This is a genomic window from Terrabacter sp. P5_B1, from assembly GCF_056400505.1.
This window is the reverse complement of record NZ_JBFULD010000073.1, coordinates 1-13899: the sequence shown is the minus strand read 5'-3', so window position 1 is coordinate 13899 and position 13899 is coordinate 1. Positions and strand designations below refer to the sequence as shown.

General features: G+C 71.6%; 14 protein-coding genes. 4 read left to right on the top strand and 10 right to left on the bottom strand.

Annotated elements, in window-relative coordinates; translation table 11 throughout:
- Window positions 1-703: NAD-dependent epimerase/dehydratase family protein (locus AC1DP0_RS07645; RefSeq protein ID WP_478083357.1), on the top strand; the 703-nt coding region annotated here is incomplete at its 5' end.
- 7 nt (window positions 704-710) lie between these two features.
- Here the strand turns inward: AC1DP0_RS07645 and AC1DP0_RS07640 are convergent.
- From AC1DP0_RS07640 to AC1DP0_RS07620, 5 genes are all read right to left on the bottom strand, one after another.
- The gene (locus AC1DP0_RS07640; RefSeq protein ID WP_478083356.1) at window positions 711-1838 is read right to left on the bottom strand and encodes a VWA domain-containing protein; all 1128 of its coding nucleotides are present in this window, start codon (window positions 1836-1838) and stop codon (window positions 711-713) included.
- A gap of 1 nt (window position 1839) precedes the next feature.
- Window positions 1840-2829 carry a VWA domain-containing protein gene (locus tag AC1DP0_RS07635; RefSeq protein WP_478083354.1) on the bottom strand — a complete coding sequence of 330 codons (990 nt, stop codon included), beginning with the start codon at window positions 2827-2829 and terminating at the stop codon, window positions 1840-1842.
- Between the two features lie 24 nt (window positions 2830-2853).
- Window positions 2854-3804 (bottom strand): DUF58 domain-containing protein, encoded by a 951-nt coding sequence (locus tag AC1DP0_RS07630; RefSeq protein ID WP_478083353.1) that lies wholly within the window; start codon window positions 3802-3804, stop codon window positions 2854-2856.
- Window positions 3783-4838: an AAA family ATPase gene (locus AC1DP0_RS07625; RefSeq protein WP_478083351.1), complete on the bottom strand. Its 1056-nt coding sequence runs from the start codon at window positions 4836-4838 to the stop codon at window positions 3783-3785. The genes AC1DP0_RS07630 and AC1DP0_RS07625 overlap by 22 nt, the downstream gene beginning before the upstream one ends.
- Before the next feature lie 130 nt (window positions 4839-4968).
- Entirely contained in the window at window positions 4969-5919 is a 951-nt protein-coding gene (locus AC1DP0_RS07620) for a S1C family serine protease (protein ID WP_478083349.1), read from the bottom strand.
- A 106-nt stretch (window positions 5920-6025) separates the two neighbouring features.
- Here AC1DP0_RS07620 and AC1DP0_RS07615 point away from each other — a divergent pair, with 106 nt between their 5' ends.
- A complete protein-coding gene (locus AC1DP0_RS07615; RefSeq protein ID WP_478083345.1) occupies window positions 6026-6913 on the top strand; it encodes a CHAD domain-containing protein in 888 nt (295 codons plus the stop codon).
- 187 nt (window positions 6914-7100) lie between these two features.
- On the opposite strand, the gene AC1DP0_RS07610 is transcribed toward AC1DP0_RS07615, so the two are convergent.
- Both AC1DP0_RS07610 and AC1DP0_RS07605 read right to left on the bottom strand, forming a co-directional pair.
- A complete protein-coding gene (locus tag AC1DP0_RS07610) occupies window positions 7101-8624 on the bottom strand; it encodes a sulfatase family protein (protein WP_478083343.1) in 1524 nt (507 codons plus the stop codon).
- On the bottom strand, window positions 8621-9244 hold the full coding sequence (locus tag AC1DP0_RS07605) for a DinB family protein (RefSeq protein ID WP_478083340.1): 624 nt from the start codon (window positions 9242-9244) through the stop codon (window positions 8621-8623). The genes AC1DP0_RS07610 and AC1DP0_RS07605 overlap by 4 nt, the downstream gene beginning before the upstream one ends.
- A 245-nt stretch (window positions 9245-9489) precedes the next feature.
- Between AC1DP0_RS07605 and AC1DP0_RS07600 the strand changes: the two genes are divergently transcribed.
- Entirely contained in the window at window positions 9490-10296 is an 807-nt protein-coding gene (locus AC1DP0_RS07600; protein WP_478083338.1) for a potassium channel family protein, read from the top strand.
- A gap of 6 nt (window positions 10297-10302) precedes the next feature.
- On the opposite strand, the gene AC1DP0_RS07595 is transcribed toward AC1DP0_RS07600, so the two are convergent.
- Window positions 10303-11301, bottom strand: a complete 999-nt coding sequence (locus AC1DP0_RS07595; RefSeq protein WP_478083336.1) for a TIGR00341 family protein — start codon at window positions 11299-11301, stop codon at window positions 10303-10305.
- Between the two features lie 71 nt (window positions 11302-11372).
- On the opposite strand from AC1DP0_RS07595, the gene AC1DP0_RS07590 reads away from it, so the two are divergent.
- The gene (locus AC1DP0_RS07590) at window positions 11373-11909 is read left to right on the top strand and encodes an N-acetyltransferase family protein (protein ID WP_478083335.1); all 537 of its coding nucleotides are present in this window, start codon (window positions 11373-11375) and stop codon (window positions 11907-11909) included.
- Window positions 11910-12063: 154 nt separating this feature from the next.
- Here AC1DP0_RS07590 and AC1DP0_RS07585 read toward each other — a convergent pair whose 3' ends face one another.
- Window positions 12064-13134: an alkene reductase gene (locus AC1DP0_RS07585; RefSeq protein WP_478083333.1), complete on the bottom strand. Its 1071-nt coding sequence runs from the start codon at window positions 13132-13134 to the stop codon at window positions 12064-12066.
- Between the two features lie 273 nt (window positions 13135-13407).
- Window positions 13408-13899, bottom strand: a 492-nt coding sequence (locus AC1DP0_RS07580; protein WP_478083332.1) for a CHAP domain-containing protein, incomplete at its 5' end; no start/stop codon positions are given.

Genomic DNA, 13899 nt, shown 5'->3' with positions numbered 1-13899 from the left:
CCTCACGTGCTTCACGCCCGTCCAGGCCCGGCTGCTCGTCGAGGCGCTCGACGGCCAGCACGTGGTCCACACCGGGAGCGTCTGGTCCTACGGGCCCAGCACGCTGGTGCCCACGACCGAGGACGCGCCCAAGCACCCCTACGGCGAGTACGGAGTGAACAAGCTCGCGATCGAGCAGTACCTGATGGCCCAGGACCGAGTGCGCGCCAGTGTCGTCCACCCCGGCCACATCAGCGGTCCCGGATGGATGCCGATCGGTCCGGCCGGCAACGTCGATCCAGCCGTCATCGAGTCCCTGCGAGCGGATGGGTCGTGCGTCCTGCCGGGCCGTGGCACGGAGACCATCCACCACGTCCACGCCGAGGACGTGGCAGGGCTGCACCAGGCGTGCCTCGAGCAGCCCGACGCCGCGACGGGGCAGAGCTTCAACAGCGTCTGCACGCAGGCGCTGACGCTCCGCGGCTACGCCGAGCTCGTCGCCCGGCACTTCGGTCACGAGCCCAGGCTGGAGCTCGTGCCGTGGGCCGAGTTCGTGACCGGACTGGACCCGGAGCAGGCCACCCTGACGCTGGACCACATCGGTCGAGCCCCGATGTTCTCCATGGACAAGGCCCGCGCCCTCCTCGGCTTCGTCCCGAAGCACAGCGTCACCGACACCGTCCTCGAGGCCATCGACGCCTGGGTGGCTGCCCGGCCGACCTGACGCGCGCTCAGGGGTGACGGTGACGACCGATCGAGAGCCCCAGGCCCGTCAGCAGGACGAGGGCGGCCAGCAGGGCGAAGGCGGCGCTGAGGTCGATGTCCTGCTCACTCACCGTGACGTGCTTGGGGAGGTCGGCCAGCACCTTCGTCAGGCCGTCGGCGTCGGTGGCGGCGAAGTACGTGCCGCCCGTCTTCCTCGCGACGTTCCTCAGGGCAGGCTCGTCCACGACGAGGAAGCTGCGGCCGCCCAGCGCCCCGGCACCGGCACCGGTGATGTCGCGTGTCTGCGGCATGGAAAAGGTGCCGTACTGGTCGCGCGTGCAGGCCATCTGCGTCGGGTTCGTCGTGCCGAACCCGATCGGATAGACCCGGACCCCGCGCGCCGCTGCCTGCTCGGCCGCCTGGGACGGCGTCACTCCACGCGTGTTCGCCCCGTCCGTGAGCAGCACGATGATCTCCGGCGCCACGTCCACCTGCCCGCCTGCAGCGCCACCGGCGCGCCCACCCGCCGTCGGACTCGGTGTGGGAGTCGGGCCACCGAGGCCCGGCCCATCGGTCGTCGGCTCGTCGACGGAGTCCGACGGCGCCACGTTCGGGTCCAGCTCGGCGATCGCGTCGAGCGACCGCAGGATCGCCGATCCGATCGTCGTCCCGCGGCCCGTCGTCACGGCATCGAGGGCTGCCAGGAGCTCGTCCCGGTGGGTCGTCGGGGCCACCGCGAGCTGGGCGAACCCGGAGAACACGACGAGGCCGATCTTCGTCTCCCCTTCCTGTCTCTGCACGAACGCCCGCACGGCCGCCTGCGCGGCGCTCAACCGGTTCGGCAGGACGTCGGTCGCGCACATCGAGCCCGACACGTCCAGGGCGAGGATGACCGTCGAGCTCGAGGCCGGCACCTCGGCCCGCACCGTCGGCCGCGCGCTCGCCGCCCCCAAGAGCCCCAGTGCGGCCAGCAGCAGGACGATCGGCACGTGCCGCCGCCACGACCGCGCCCCGACACCCGCGGTCCTCAGCAGGGCGACGTTCGAGAAGCGGACCGCCTGCCGACGTCGACGCCGCAGCTGACAGACGTAGATGCCGAGCAACACCGGCACGAACCCGAGCACCAGCAGCATCGACGGCAGCCCGAACGTCACGTCAGATCACCCGCCCCTGTCGCAGGACCGACACCGTGGCCCCGCCGAGCAACAGGGCCGCACCGAGCGCCGCCAGCCACGAGGTCACCTCGTGCGGCACCGTGCGCGTCGTCCACGTCAGCTCGATCGCGTCATAGACGGCCGCCAGCGACGCCGCGTCCGAGGCTCGCCGGTACGTCCCGCCCGTTGTCGCCGCGATGGCCTGCAGCGACGACTCGTCGAGGGCCGTCGCGATGCTGAAGCCGTCCACCTCGATCGTCGTCCCCTTCGGGGTCCCGAGCCCGATCGGCTCGACCCGGACTCCCGCCGCCGACGCGAGCTCGGCCGCGCCCGAGGGCCCCGTGTCCGACGTGTCCTCGCCGTCGGTGAGCAGCACGATCGCGGTCCCGCCGTGGTAGCCGATCGGCGTCTCCCCATCCGTCCCCTTCTCCGCGTCACCGGGCGGCTTGACCGGCCTGCCGACGATCGCGCCCAGCCCGCTGAGGATGCCGTCACGGAGCGACGTGTCCCCCGACGGCTTCAGCCGCGCCACTGCCGCCAGCACCGCGGCCCGGTCCTCGGTCGGCCGCTGCGTCACCAGCGCGGACCCGCCGAACGCGACCACCGCGATGCGCACGGATGACGGCTGCTTCGCGGTGAACGATCGCGCCGCCGCCTTTGCGGCCTCCAGCCGTGACGGCGACACGTCTGTCGCGGCCATGCTGTTCGACACGTCGAACGCGAGCACGACCGTGCCCTCGCGGTGCGGTTCGGTGATCGACGCCACGGGCCGCGTCAGCGACAGCACCATGACGGCCATGGCCGCGATGAGCAGCGCGGGCCCCACGTGCCGCCACCCTCCGCGAGGCGGCGGCAGCACGAGACCCTGCGCCGCCAGCTCCTGTCGCCGCGCCTCCGCGGTCCGCAGGGCCCGCCGGTAGGCGAGGACGAGGAGCGGCACGACGAGCAGCCCCGCGATCGCCCACGGCCACGTCAGCGACACCCCGCTCATCGCCGCCACCTCATCGCCGCCACCTCATCGCCGTCTCCGGCGCCGCAGCTCCGAGATGCGCATGAGCGACCGCACGAGGTCGTCGTCCGTCCGCAGCGGGCAGAGGTCGACACCGACCTTGCGTGCCCGCGCCTCGAGGTCTGCCTGCCGCGCCTCCGCCGCCGCGGCCAGGCGTGCTCGGAACCCGACGTCGCTCGTGTCGACGAAGATCTGCTCGCCCGTCTCCGCGTCCTCGACGTAGACCCCGCCCGCGTCGGGCAGCTCGCTCTCGCGCGGATCGATGACCTGGATCGCCACGACCTCGTGCCGCCGCGCCAGTCGCGACAACGGCGCCTCCCACCCGTCCGTCGTGATGAAGTCCGACACGACGAGCACGAGCGACCGCCTCCGCGCGATGCCGTATGCCGCCGCGAGCAGCGCCCCGAGGTCCGTGACGGCACCCGCGGGGCGGGAAGTGGCCTTTCGACGGTGGGGCCTCGCCGGCTCGAGAGCAGCGGCCCGGGCCTCGCGCCGGTCGAGCAGGGTCTTCGCGATCCGCAGAACCTGGGTGCGGCCCGACGCCGGCGGGATCACCGTGTCGACGCCGGTGTCCATGATGATCGCGCCGACCCGGCTCCCGCCGCGGCTCAGCACGTGCGCCAGCGTCGTCGCCACCTCGGCGAGCACGAGGTCCTTCTGCCGGTCGACCGGTCCGAACCCCATCGACGCCGAGTGGTCGAGCAGCAGCCAGGCCGTCAGCTCGCGGTCCTCGACGAACTCGCGCACGTAGGGCTCGTCGAGCCGCGCCGTGACGTTCCACTCGATGTGGCGCAGGTCGTCGCCCGGCACGTACTCGCGCAGGTCCGTGAAGTCGAGCCCCGCCCCGCGGAAGAGGGTGCGGTAGTCGCCCTGGAGTCGCCCGTCGAGTCGCCGCACGACCCTCCACTCGAGGCGTCGCAGCAGGCGCTCGGCGCTCAGCGGGGGGGTCGCGCCCATGTCGAGTCACCAACGGCACCAGGCAGCCCCACCCCGTCGAAGCCACTCGCCCGCTCCCGCAACGGCGCCGTCGGCACCCGCACCGCCTCGAGGAGCGGCCCGAGCAGGTCGTCGGGCGACAGGTCCTCGGCCAGCGCCTCGTAGGACAGCACGATCCGGTGCCGCAGCACGTCCCGAGCGAGGTCGCGCACGTCACCGGGCAACGCGTAGTCCCGTCCTCGCAGGAACGCCAGCGCCCGAGCTGCGAGGATGAGGTTGATCGACGCCCGGGGGCTCGCGCCATAGGTCAGCAGCCGGGCAAGGTCGTGCAGTCCGACGCCCGCCGGGTCACGGGTGGCGGTGGCCAGCCGGACGGCATACTCGATCACCGCGGGGTCGACGTAGACGGCGTCCGCCTCGAGCTSGAAGCCCCGCAGCATCTCCGGGTCGAGCACCTTGACCGTCGCGACGGCGGCGGCGATCTGTCGCTCGACGACGACGAACTCCTCAGCGGCAGTGGGATATCCGATGAGCACCTTGAGCATGAAGCGGTCGACCTGCGCCTCGGGCAGCGCATACGTCCCCTCCGACTCGATGGGATTCTGGGTCGCCATGACGAGGAACGGGTCCGGCGCCGGGAAGGTCTCGCGCCCGATCGTCACCTGCCGCTCCTGCATGACCTCGAGCAGCGCGCTCTGCACCTTCGCCGGCGCCCGGTTGATCTCGTCGGCGAGCACGAGGTTGGCGAAGACTGGCCCGAGTGAGACCTGGAACTCGCCCTCCTTCTGGTTGTAGATCCGCGTCCCGACGACGTCGGCCGGCACGAGGTCGGGCGTGAACTGGATCCGCTGGAAGTCGCCGCCGATGGCCTGGGCGAGCGTCTTGACCGCCATCGTCTTCGCCAGTCCCGGCACCCCCTCGACGAGCAGGTGCCCCCGGGCGAGCAACGCCACGAGCATCCGCTCGACGAGCACGTCCTGCCCGACGATCGTCCGCTTCACCTCGTAGAGCGCCTGCTCGAGCGCGTGCCGACCAGTGGGTGCGTCGCCGTCCATGCCGTCCTCCTGGTCGTCCGAGTGGTTCGTGAATGCCGTGTGGTTCGCGTATGCCGTGTGGTGGTCCTGTTGGTTGCTCTTGTGGTTGCCCTTGTGGTTGTCCCTGTTGCCCGTGAACTGATGCGCCGTCTCAGCGGGGTGGGCTGCCCGCCGCCCCCGCCGCCGTCGCGATCGGTACCGCGAAGCCGATGCCGACGAAGAGGCTCTGATCGGTCGGGTTGGCCAGCCCCGTGACGATGCCGACGACCTGTCCGGTCTTGTTGAGCAGAGGGCCGCCGGAGTTGCCGGGGTTGACCGCTGCGTCGATCTGGATGAGGTGCTCGAGCTTGCGGTTGCCCGTGACACTCACCGTCCGGTCGAGCGCCGAGACGACCCCGGCCGAGAGTGAGTCCACGAGCCCGAGCGGGTGGCCGACGGCGAAGACCGGCGCTCCGACCTCCAACCCCGCGCCGAGCACGGCCGGCACGACCGTCTCCGGCAGCGTGGCCGGGGTCAGCGTGGCGATGTCGCTGTCCGGCTTGCGGCTCGCGATCCTCGCCGGGGTGGTCGTGCCATCAGCGAAGGAGACCGTGATCGCCGTCGCCCCGTCGACGACGTGCAAGGCGGTGAGGACGGTGCCGTCGGCGTTGACGACCACCCCGGCGCCCGTGCCCTCGGCCGGGCGGCTGTCGACCGTCTCGCGGGTCTGGATGAGCACGATCGAGGGCGCGATCGCCGCGTGCGCGACCGATCCGTCGGCCGGTGCGGCTGCGTCCGCCTCAGCCTGCTTCGCGATGCCGCGCTGGACGCTCGTGTCGACGTCGTGCTGGGTGAGGACCGGCGGTCCCGGGGGCCGCGTGACGGCATACGTCGTCACCAACGCGACGACGACAAGGAGCGCGACGAGGCCCCACCAGACTCTGCGGGGCACCCGGGCCAGCCGGGCGCGGACGCGGTCCCGCCGGGTTGGCGGCGGCGGGTCCTCCGGCTCAGGCGCGGGAGCGAGCAGGGGTAGCCAGCCACCGGCGGCAGCGTCGGTGGCCGTTTCGACTGCGTCGTCGACGGCGGTGTCGCGTGCGGAGGGGACGGTGACCCGTGCCACCTTATCGACGATACGTTTCATCGACGCGGGCCGAAGCGGCTTGTCGAGACTTCACAGGATCACGCGAAGCAAGGACGCCAGCCCCGGCGCAGGGTAGATAAGGGGTATGTCGTCCGTTGGGACCCTCGTGCGTCAGCGCCTTGCCGACCAGCGGGATGCCCTCCGGCTCGCCGAGGCAACTGCTCGCGGAGGTGGTTCGGCGGGGGTGCACGACCTCCGGGTGGCCATGCGGCGCATCCGGTCGGTGCTGGCGACCTTCCGTCCGGTGTTCGACACGTCTGTCACCGAGCCGCTCCGCGCCGAGCTCAAGTCTGCGTCCAGGCGGCTCGGGGGGGCCAGGGACGCAGAGGTCGCGGCCGAGGTCACCGATCACCTGCTCGACGACCTCGCGATCGCCGGGCCGGACGAGGATGCCGCCGTGGCCGGCCTGCGGGCCCGGCTGCGGCTCGACGCCACCGCCGCCGCCGACGTCGTCGACGAGACGCTCGACTCCCCCTCGTATGCCGCCCTGACCATCCTGCTCGACGAGGTCGTCACGCACCCGCCCCTCACCGAGGCGGCGCTGCGTGACGGACGCAAGGTGGCCCGCAAGCGGGTGCGCCACGAGGCCCGCCGCTTCGCCCGGCTCGCGGCCGCAGCCCGGGACGGGTCCGACAACGACGTCGTCGACCATTCCGCCCGGCTCCACGAGGTGCGCAAGACGGCCAAGCGGCTGCGCTACGCGGCCGAGACCGCGAGCCCCGTCGCGGGCGAGCGGATGGGGATGATGGCCGATCGGGCAAAGACGGTGCAGATGGCGCTCGGCGAGCACCACGACGCCGTCACGACCCGCGCGACCTTGCGTCATCTCGCTCTCGACGAGGCGGTCGGGGAGGCGGCTGCGTTCCTCCTCGGCCATCTCGACGCGGACGAGCAGCGCGCGATGACGACCCTCGAGGCGCACGCCTGGCACGCGATCGACGACCTCCAGGACGAGATCGACGCCGTCGCCTGACGGCCCTCGGCCGCCCGGCCCCGATGCGCTTCCCGTCGAGTGCCCACTTCCCGTCGCCCCCGCGCGCAGGAAAATGAGCACTCGACGGAACTTCCAGTCGAGTGCGCAGTTCCCGTCGCCCCCGCGCGCAGGAAAGTGAGCACTCGACGGAAACATCCAGTCGAGTGCCCACTTCTCGGCGCATTCGTCAGGTGTTCCCGGCTGAGATGAGTCGCGGGATGGGCTGGTCCGGGTGGGGGTCGTCGCCGACCTCCTTCTGGGCCAGCCACATCCGCGCCTCGAGCTCGTCACGCACCTGCGCGTAGGCCGGGTCGTCGGCGACGTTGACGAGCTCCTCCGGGTCGGCCTCGAGGTCGTAGAGCTCCCACTCCTGCGCGAACCGCCGGTCCGAGCAGCCCGGCAGCCCGAGCCCGTCGTTGTAGAAGAAGATCAGCGTGTAGCGGTGCGTGCGATAGCCGTAGTGCGCCCCGACCTGGTGGCTGCGGTCGTCGTGCATCCAGTAGCGGTAGTAGAAGCCCTCGGACTCCCGGTCCCGGTCGCTCTCCCGGTCGCTCTCTGGATCGGCTTGTGCCTCAGCCGTGCCCGTGAGGTCGCGCCAGAACGACCGGCCCTGCATCCGGGCCGGCACCTCGACCCCGGCCGCCTCGAGCAGGGTCGGTGCGATGTCGACATTCGTGACGATGCGGTCGACCGCCTGCCCCGGCGCGACCGCGCGCGGGTAGGAGAGCACGAACGGCATCCGGATGGACTCCTCGTACATGAACCGCTTGTCGAACCAGCCGTGGTCACCGAGGAAGAAGCCCTGGTCGGAGGAGTAGATGACGATGGTGTCGTCGAGGTCGCCGCGCTCCCGCAGCCAGTCGGTGATGCGCCCGACGTTGTCGTCGACGGACGCGACGCACGCGAGGTAGTCCTCCATGTAGCGCTGGTACTTCCACAGGGCCTGCTCGTCGTGGCTCAGCCCCTCGGGCACCGGCTGCTTGAGGTCCTCGGCGGTGAGGTGGTCGGCGACGCGCATCGCCGCGCGCCGCGCCGTGTCGGACCGGCCGGCCAGGTCGTCGGTGAACGTCGCGGGCACCGGGATCGGCGCACCGCCGAGAGGCCCGCCCTCGGCATACAACCCCTCGTGGGCGGCGTCGGGCTCCCACGGCCGGTGCGGCGCCTTGTGCCAGACGAGCACGCACCACGGGTCGTCGCCTGAGCCTTCGTCACCGTCCAGCGACTCGACCCAGTCGATCGCGAGGTCGGTGATGAGCTCGGTGGCGTAGCCCTGCTCGACCCGCAGCCCGTCGGGGGAGAGGAAGCGCGGGTCGTGGTACTCGCCCTGGTCGATGAGCGCGTCCCACCGGTCGAAGCCCTGGGGGTCGTGGTCGACCCCGTCGGTCGAGCCCTGGCCCATGTGCCACTTGCCGACGAACGCCGTGCGGTAGCCCGCCTCGCGCAGCGCCGTGACGAAGGTCGGCTGCGACGCGTCGATGAAGGTGTCGAGCGTCGTCACGCCGTTGACGTGGCTGTAGGTGCCGGTGAGGATCGAGGCCCGGCTCGGCGAGCACAACGAGTTGGTGGCGAAGAGGTTGTCGAGCCGCACCCCCGCGCTCGCGACCGCGTCGATGTGCGGCGTGCGGTTGACGACCGAGCCGTAGGCGCCGATGGCGTGCGCGGCATGGTCGTCGCTGAGCAGGAAGACGATGTTGGGTCTGCGGGCGCTCACGGCTGGGCCTCCTCGTCGCGGTTGGTCCGGTGGGTGTCGGCGGCGGCCTGGATGCGAGACACGTAGGCGGTCCACCACGCGTCGTCGCCCATCTCCTCGTGGTCCCGGCCGCCGCGTCCGTCAATCGACTCGCGCAGGACGTCGGCGTGCCCGGCGTGCTGCGACACCTCCGCGACGCACCGGACGAGCAGCGAGCCCAGCGTCGTGTGCCGCCGCTCCTGGGGCCACCACGCGACGCTCGCCGGCGCGTCGAGCGGCAGCTCCCGTACGACGGCGTCGCAGTGCGCCCACGCCCGGCGGTAGAGCGCGACGAGGTCCTCGCGCGACTCCTCGGCGGTCGCCCACATGTCGGCCGAGTCCCAGATCGAGCCGTCCTCGACCCACGGCAGCCGCTCGCCCGACGGCCGCCCGACGGAGTCGCCCAGATAGGCGAGCTCCACCCCGGCCACGTGCTTGACGAGGCCGAGCAGGTTGGTGCCGCTGGGCGTCAGCGGGCGGCGCACGTCGTAGTCGTCCAGCCCGTCGAGCGACCGCAGCAGGGCGTCGCGGCCCTGCTGGAGGTAGCGCAGCAGCTCCTCGGTCATCCCCGCGTCGGCGGGTGCGTTCGTCGTCGCGCTCACCCCGCCCACGCTAGACGCCAGCCCCGACCGTGGCGAAGCGGGCGCGAGGGCGTGGCGCCGGCAAGACCAGGCTGACGCCCGAGGAGACGGCCGAACGAATCGTCGTCCACGCATACGCCCTCGGTGGTGTCCCCGCCCGCGAACGCTGGCGAGCTCTCGGCTCTGACAACGTCCGGACGCGCCCGGTCCCCCCGTCCTATTCTCGGGACAGGGCGCATGTCTGGCGACCCTCGAGGAGGGCAGCGATGGCGGAGTCCGGCACCGAGCCCGGCACGAGGCCCCGGGGCTCCCGGCCCACCCGCCCCACCCGGGCGGACCGTGGTGGGCAGCCCACCCGAACGCCCCTGATGTTCGACCGCTTCGAGCTCGTCCTCCTCTTCGTGATCGTCACCATCGCCGTCCAGGGGCTGGTCGACGTGAGCGGTTCTGTGCTGGCTCGCATGTTCGCGCACGCGATCACGGGTCTGTCCCTCCTCGCGGCAGTCCGGGCCTCCGGTGCGCGCCGGCAGTGGCGCCGCGCCGTGGACGTCCTCGTGGTCCTCGTCCTTGCCGTCAGCGCTGCTTCCGTCGCCGCCCGCTGGGGCACCAACCAGTCGGCCGTGCCACCCGAGACGGCGTGGCTGATCGCCGCCGCGCTGACTCCGGTCCTCGTGGCCCGCCGCCTGCTCCAGCACGAGGTGGTCACGCTCCAGACGATCATGGGCGCCGTTGCGGCCTACCTGCAGATCGCCGTCGCGTACGCCTTCCTCTACCAGACCATCGACGCCTACAGCGCGACGGACTTCTTCGGGCAGACCACGTCGACGACGACCTACATGTACTTCAGCCTCGTCACGATCTCGACGGTCGGCTATGGCGACTTCGTGGCGGTGACGAACCTCGGCAGGTTGGCGTCAGCGAGCGAAGCGGTGCTGGGGCAGGTCTTCCTCGTCACCTTCGTGGCGCTCATCGTGTCGCGCTTCGGGGTGCACCTGCCCATGCCGCGGAAGGCGAACCAGGACCTCGGGGCCACCGACCAAGCGACCGCTGACGAGGCGGACGGCGACACCTGAGCCACCTCAGGTCGTCGAGCCGAGGTCGATGCTCTGCCCGACCGAACGGTCCAGCACGACAGGTATGCCGGCAGGCAGCCGGCTGCTGAGATCGTTCATGAGCGTCGTGGTCGAGGGCAGGTCGATGGGGGCCCTGACCTGGATGACGAGGCTGAAGCCCTTGTTCGTGACGTCGAGGATCTCGGCCCCGCGCGTCGACGCCAGCCAGGCGCGTGTGCTCTCCGCCCCGATGTCGGTCAGCTTGGAGACGGCGAGCCCGACGAGCGAGTTGAGGATGACGGGGGCGAGGACGAGAACGACGAGGACGGCGAACGTCACCCGCACCTTCCGTCGTGGGCCGCCACCCTGCTGCCGGACGGACTGCGTGTAGCCGAGGGTCGTGAAGACGAGGCTCCCGGCGAAGACCAGCGCCAGGAAGTTGGAGAGGAAGAGCACGAGCGCGCCGAAGGCCAGGCTCGGGCTGCCCTCCGCGAGGCAGATGCCGACGACGCACAGCGGCGGCACGAGCGAGATCGAGATCGCGACCCCCGGCAGGATCGCCGCAACGTCACGACGGGCCAGCGCGATCGCGCCGGCGAACCCGGTGGCGAGGGCGCTGAGCAGGTCGACGAGCCGAGGGCTCGTGCGCGAGGCCACCTGCGAGTTCCCGAGCAGGTCGTAGGGGCTGGGCAGCATCAGCGAGAACAGGGCGCCGACGGCGATGACCAGCAGCCCGCCCAGCACGACGAACTTCACGCCGCCGGTCTGCTCGCGCTTCACCAGGGCGAGGGCCGTTCCCATGATCGGCGTCGACAGCGGCGCGATGATCATGGCTCCGATGACGGTCGCGGTCGAGTCGGCGATGATCCCGGCGCTCGCGATGCAGGCCGCGAGGAAGAGCATGGTCCAGTACGCCGACCGCTTCGATCGCAGGTCGCCCTCGTTGAGATCGAGGTCCGAGGTCAGCTCCTGGAACGTCCGGCGCTGGTTCTCGGGGAGCACGCGGGCCCGGATGGCGCTGAGCATGGCGCCAGTGTGGCTGAGCGGCCCGCCCCCCGTGAGCGGTTCGCGTCACGGGGCGTCCTACCATCGGCCGCATGCCTGAGCTGCTCGTGCGGGACGCCACCGCCGCCGACGCCGCCGCCTGCGCGGCCATCTACGAGCCCTACGTCACCGGCACGACGGTCACCTTCGAGACCGTGCCCCCGGACGTCGCCGAGATGGGCCGCCGGATCGCCAAGGCGCAGGCCAGGCACGCGTTCCTCGTCCTGGAGGAGGACGGAATGGTCGTCGGCTACGCGTATGCCGGCCCGTTCAAGGAGCGGGCCGCGTACCGGTGGTCGTGCGAGGTGTCCGTCTACCTCTCGCCCGACCGACACGGACGCGGTGGTGGGCGACGGCTCTACGGGGCGCTGCTCGAGCGGCTCACGGCGCGTGGCTACCGGATGGCCGCCGCCGGCATGACGCAGCCGAACGAGGCGAGCGCGCGGCTGCACGCGGCGATGGGTTTCGAGCCGGTCGGCACCTACCGCGCCATCGGTTGGAAGTTCGGTGCTGCGCGCGACGTCACGTGGGTCCAGCGACCTCTCGGCGACCCGGTCGTCGCGGGCGCCGACCCACCCGAGCCGACGTGACGCCCACGCCAAGTCAGCCGGGGCGGACTTGGCGTGCACGGGAGGGGCCATATCGCCGCGCCAACTCAGCCGGGGCGGAGTTGGTGTGCTCGGGAGCCGTCAGATCGCCGCGCCAAGTCAGCCCGGGCGGACTTGGCGCGGCGGTCGGGTGGCCTCAGGGGAGGGTGGGGTAGTCGGTGTAGCCCTCGGCACCGCCACCGTAGAAGGTGTCGGAGTTCGGCTCGTTCAGCGGAGCTCCCTCGCGCCAGCGACGGACGAGATCCGGGTTGGCGAGGAACTCGCGGCCCACCGCGACGAGGTCGCCGAGGTCGCGCTCGAGGATGTCCTCGACGTCGGCCAGCTGCGTCACCGAACCGAAGCCGGTGTTGAGGATGACCGGACCACCGAACCGCTTGCGCAGATCGCGGACGATGTCGGACTCCGGGTCGCCGAGGATGCTGAGGTAGGCGAGCCCGAGCGGCGCGATGCCCTCGACAAGAGTCTCGTAGGTCGCGGCGGTGTCGGCCTCGTCCTCCTCGAGCACGCCCTGGATGTTGTGCGCGGGCGAGATGCGGATGCCGACGCGGTCGGCTCCGATCGCCTCGGCGACGGCCTTGGTGATCTCGACCGTGAGCCGGGCCCGGTTCTCGGGGGAACCGCCGTAGGCGTCGGTGCGCTGGTTGCTCGACGGCGCGAGGAACTGGTGCGGCAGGTAGCCGTTGGCGGCGTGGACCTCGACCCCGTCGAGACCGGCTGCGACGGCCTGGCGCGCTGCGTGGACGAACTCCGCCACGAGGGCGGGGATCTCGTCGGGCTCGAGGGCGCGCGGGACGGCATACGCCTGCTGACCCTTGGCGGTCACGATCTCGCCCGGGGCGGCGATGGCGCTCGGTGCCACGCTCTCGAGGCCGCCCTTGTTGTCGGGGTGCGCGATGCGGCCCGCGTGCATGAGCTGGACCACGACGTGGCCGCCGCCCGCGTGCACGGCGTCGGCGACGAGGCGCCAGCCGGCGACCTGCTCGTCGGAGTGGATGCCGGGGGTGTCGAGGTAACCCTGGCCGACGGCGCTCGGCTGCGTGCCCTCGGTGATGATCAGGCCGGCAGTGGCGCGCTGGCCGTAGTACTCGGCGTTGAGCTGGGTCGGCGCCTGGCCCTCGCCCGCGCGGTTGCGCGTCAGCGGTGCCATGACGAAGCGCTGGGGGAGGTCCCAGCGGCCGATGCGGATGCTCTCGAAGGCCGTGGACACAGGCCTGCTCCTCACTGTCGGTGACTTGGTGGGTGACTTCATGGGTGACTCTGTCGGTGGTGGTTTGCGGCGACCACCGTCGCGGGTGGAGGCTTCAACCACCTGGGCGACAAGGCGCAGAGCCGGGAGAACATTCCCGTTTGTCCAGGGTTGCCGGAGGGTCTGCCGAAGGGGAGGACGCCGCGGCATCCTCCCCTTCGGACAGTGCTCAGTTCGCCAGGAACTCCGCAACCATCGACGCGTAGGTCACAGCGTCACAGCGTCGTCACACAGTCACGGCGCGTAGATGAACTGCATCCCCGAGCTGAGGTTGACGGTGCGCGTGTCGTAGTTGTAGGCGCCCGCCGTCGCGTTCATCTCGATGATCGTCACCTGGTTGCCGTTGACGGCCGTGACCCAGCCGACGTGGCCCACGCTCGAAGAGCCGGCGACGCCGGGCTGCATGACGATGATCGAACGCGTACGCGGCATGCTGCCGACGGTGTAGCCCGCCGACCGGGCGCCCCAGGCCCACGCCATCGCGTTGCCGGTCCAGCCGCCGGGGTAGTAGCCCTCGGACTGGTACCACTTGTTGAGCGCGCCCCACGTGCACTGACCCGGGGTGGCCCAGTTGTACGACGAGCGCATGCCCGACGAGGCGCCGGGGACGGCGGCGTTGCTGCTCGACTTCGTCGACGAGGTGCTCGTCGTCAGGGTCTTGCGGGTCAGGTCGCGCGAGGCACGTGCGGCCGCGGCCCGGCGGGCCGTGGCCTGGCGGGCTGTGGC

What these genes read in the sequence shown, in the direction of transcription:
- AC1DP0_RS07590 (WP_478083335.1), top strand. Translation starts at nt 11,373, where the DNA reads ATGCCTGAGCTGCTCGTGCGGGACGCCACCGCCGCCGACGCCGCCGCC.
- AC1DP0_RS07615 (WP_478083345.1), top strand. Translation starts at nt 6,026, where the DNA reads ATGTCGTCCGTTGGGACCCTCGTGCGTCAGCGCCTTGCCGACCAGCGG.
- AC1DP0_RS07595 (WP_478083336.1), bottom strand. Translation starts at nt 11,301, where the DNA reads ATGCTCAGCGCCATCCGGGCCCGCGTGCTCCCCGAGAACCAGCGCCGG.
- AC1DP0_RS07635 (WP_478083354.1), bottom strand. Translation starts at nt 2,829, where the DNA reads ATGAGCGGGGTGTCGCTGACGTGGCCGTGGGCGATCGCGGGGCTGCTC.
- AC1DP0_RS07600 (WP_478083338.1), top strand. Translation starts at nt 9,490, where the DNA reads ATGGCGGAGTCCGGCACCGAGCCCGGCACGAGGCCCCGGGGCTCCCGG.
- AC1DP0_RS07630 (WP_478083353.1), bottom strand. Translation starts at nt 3,804, where the DNA reads ATGGGCGCGACCCCCCCGCTGAGCGCCGAGCGCCTGCTGCGACGCCTC.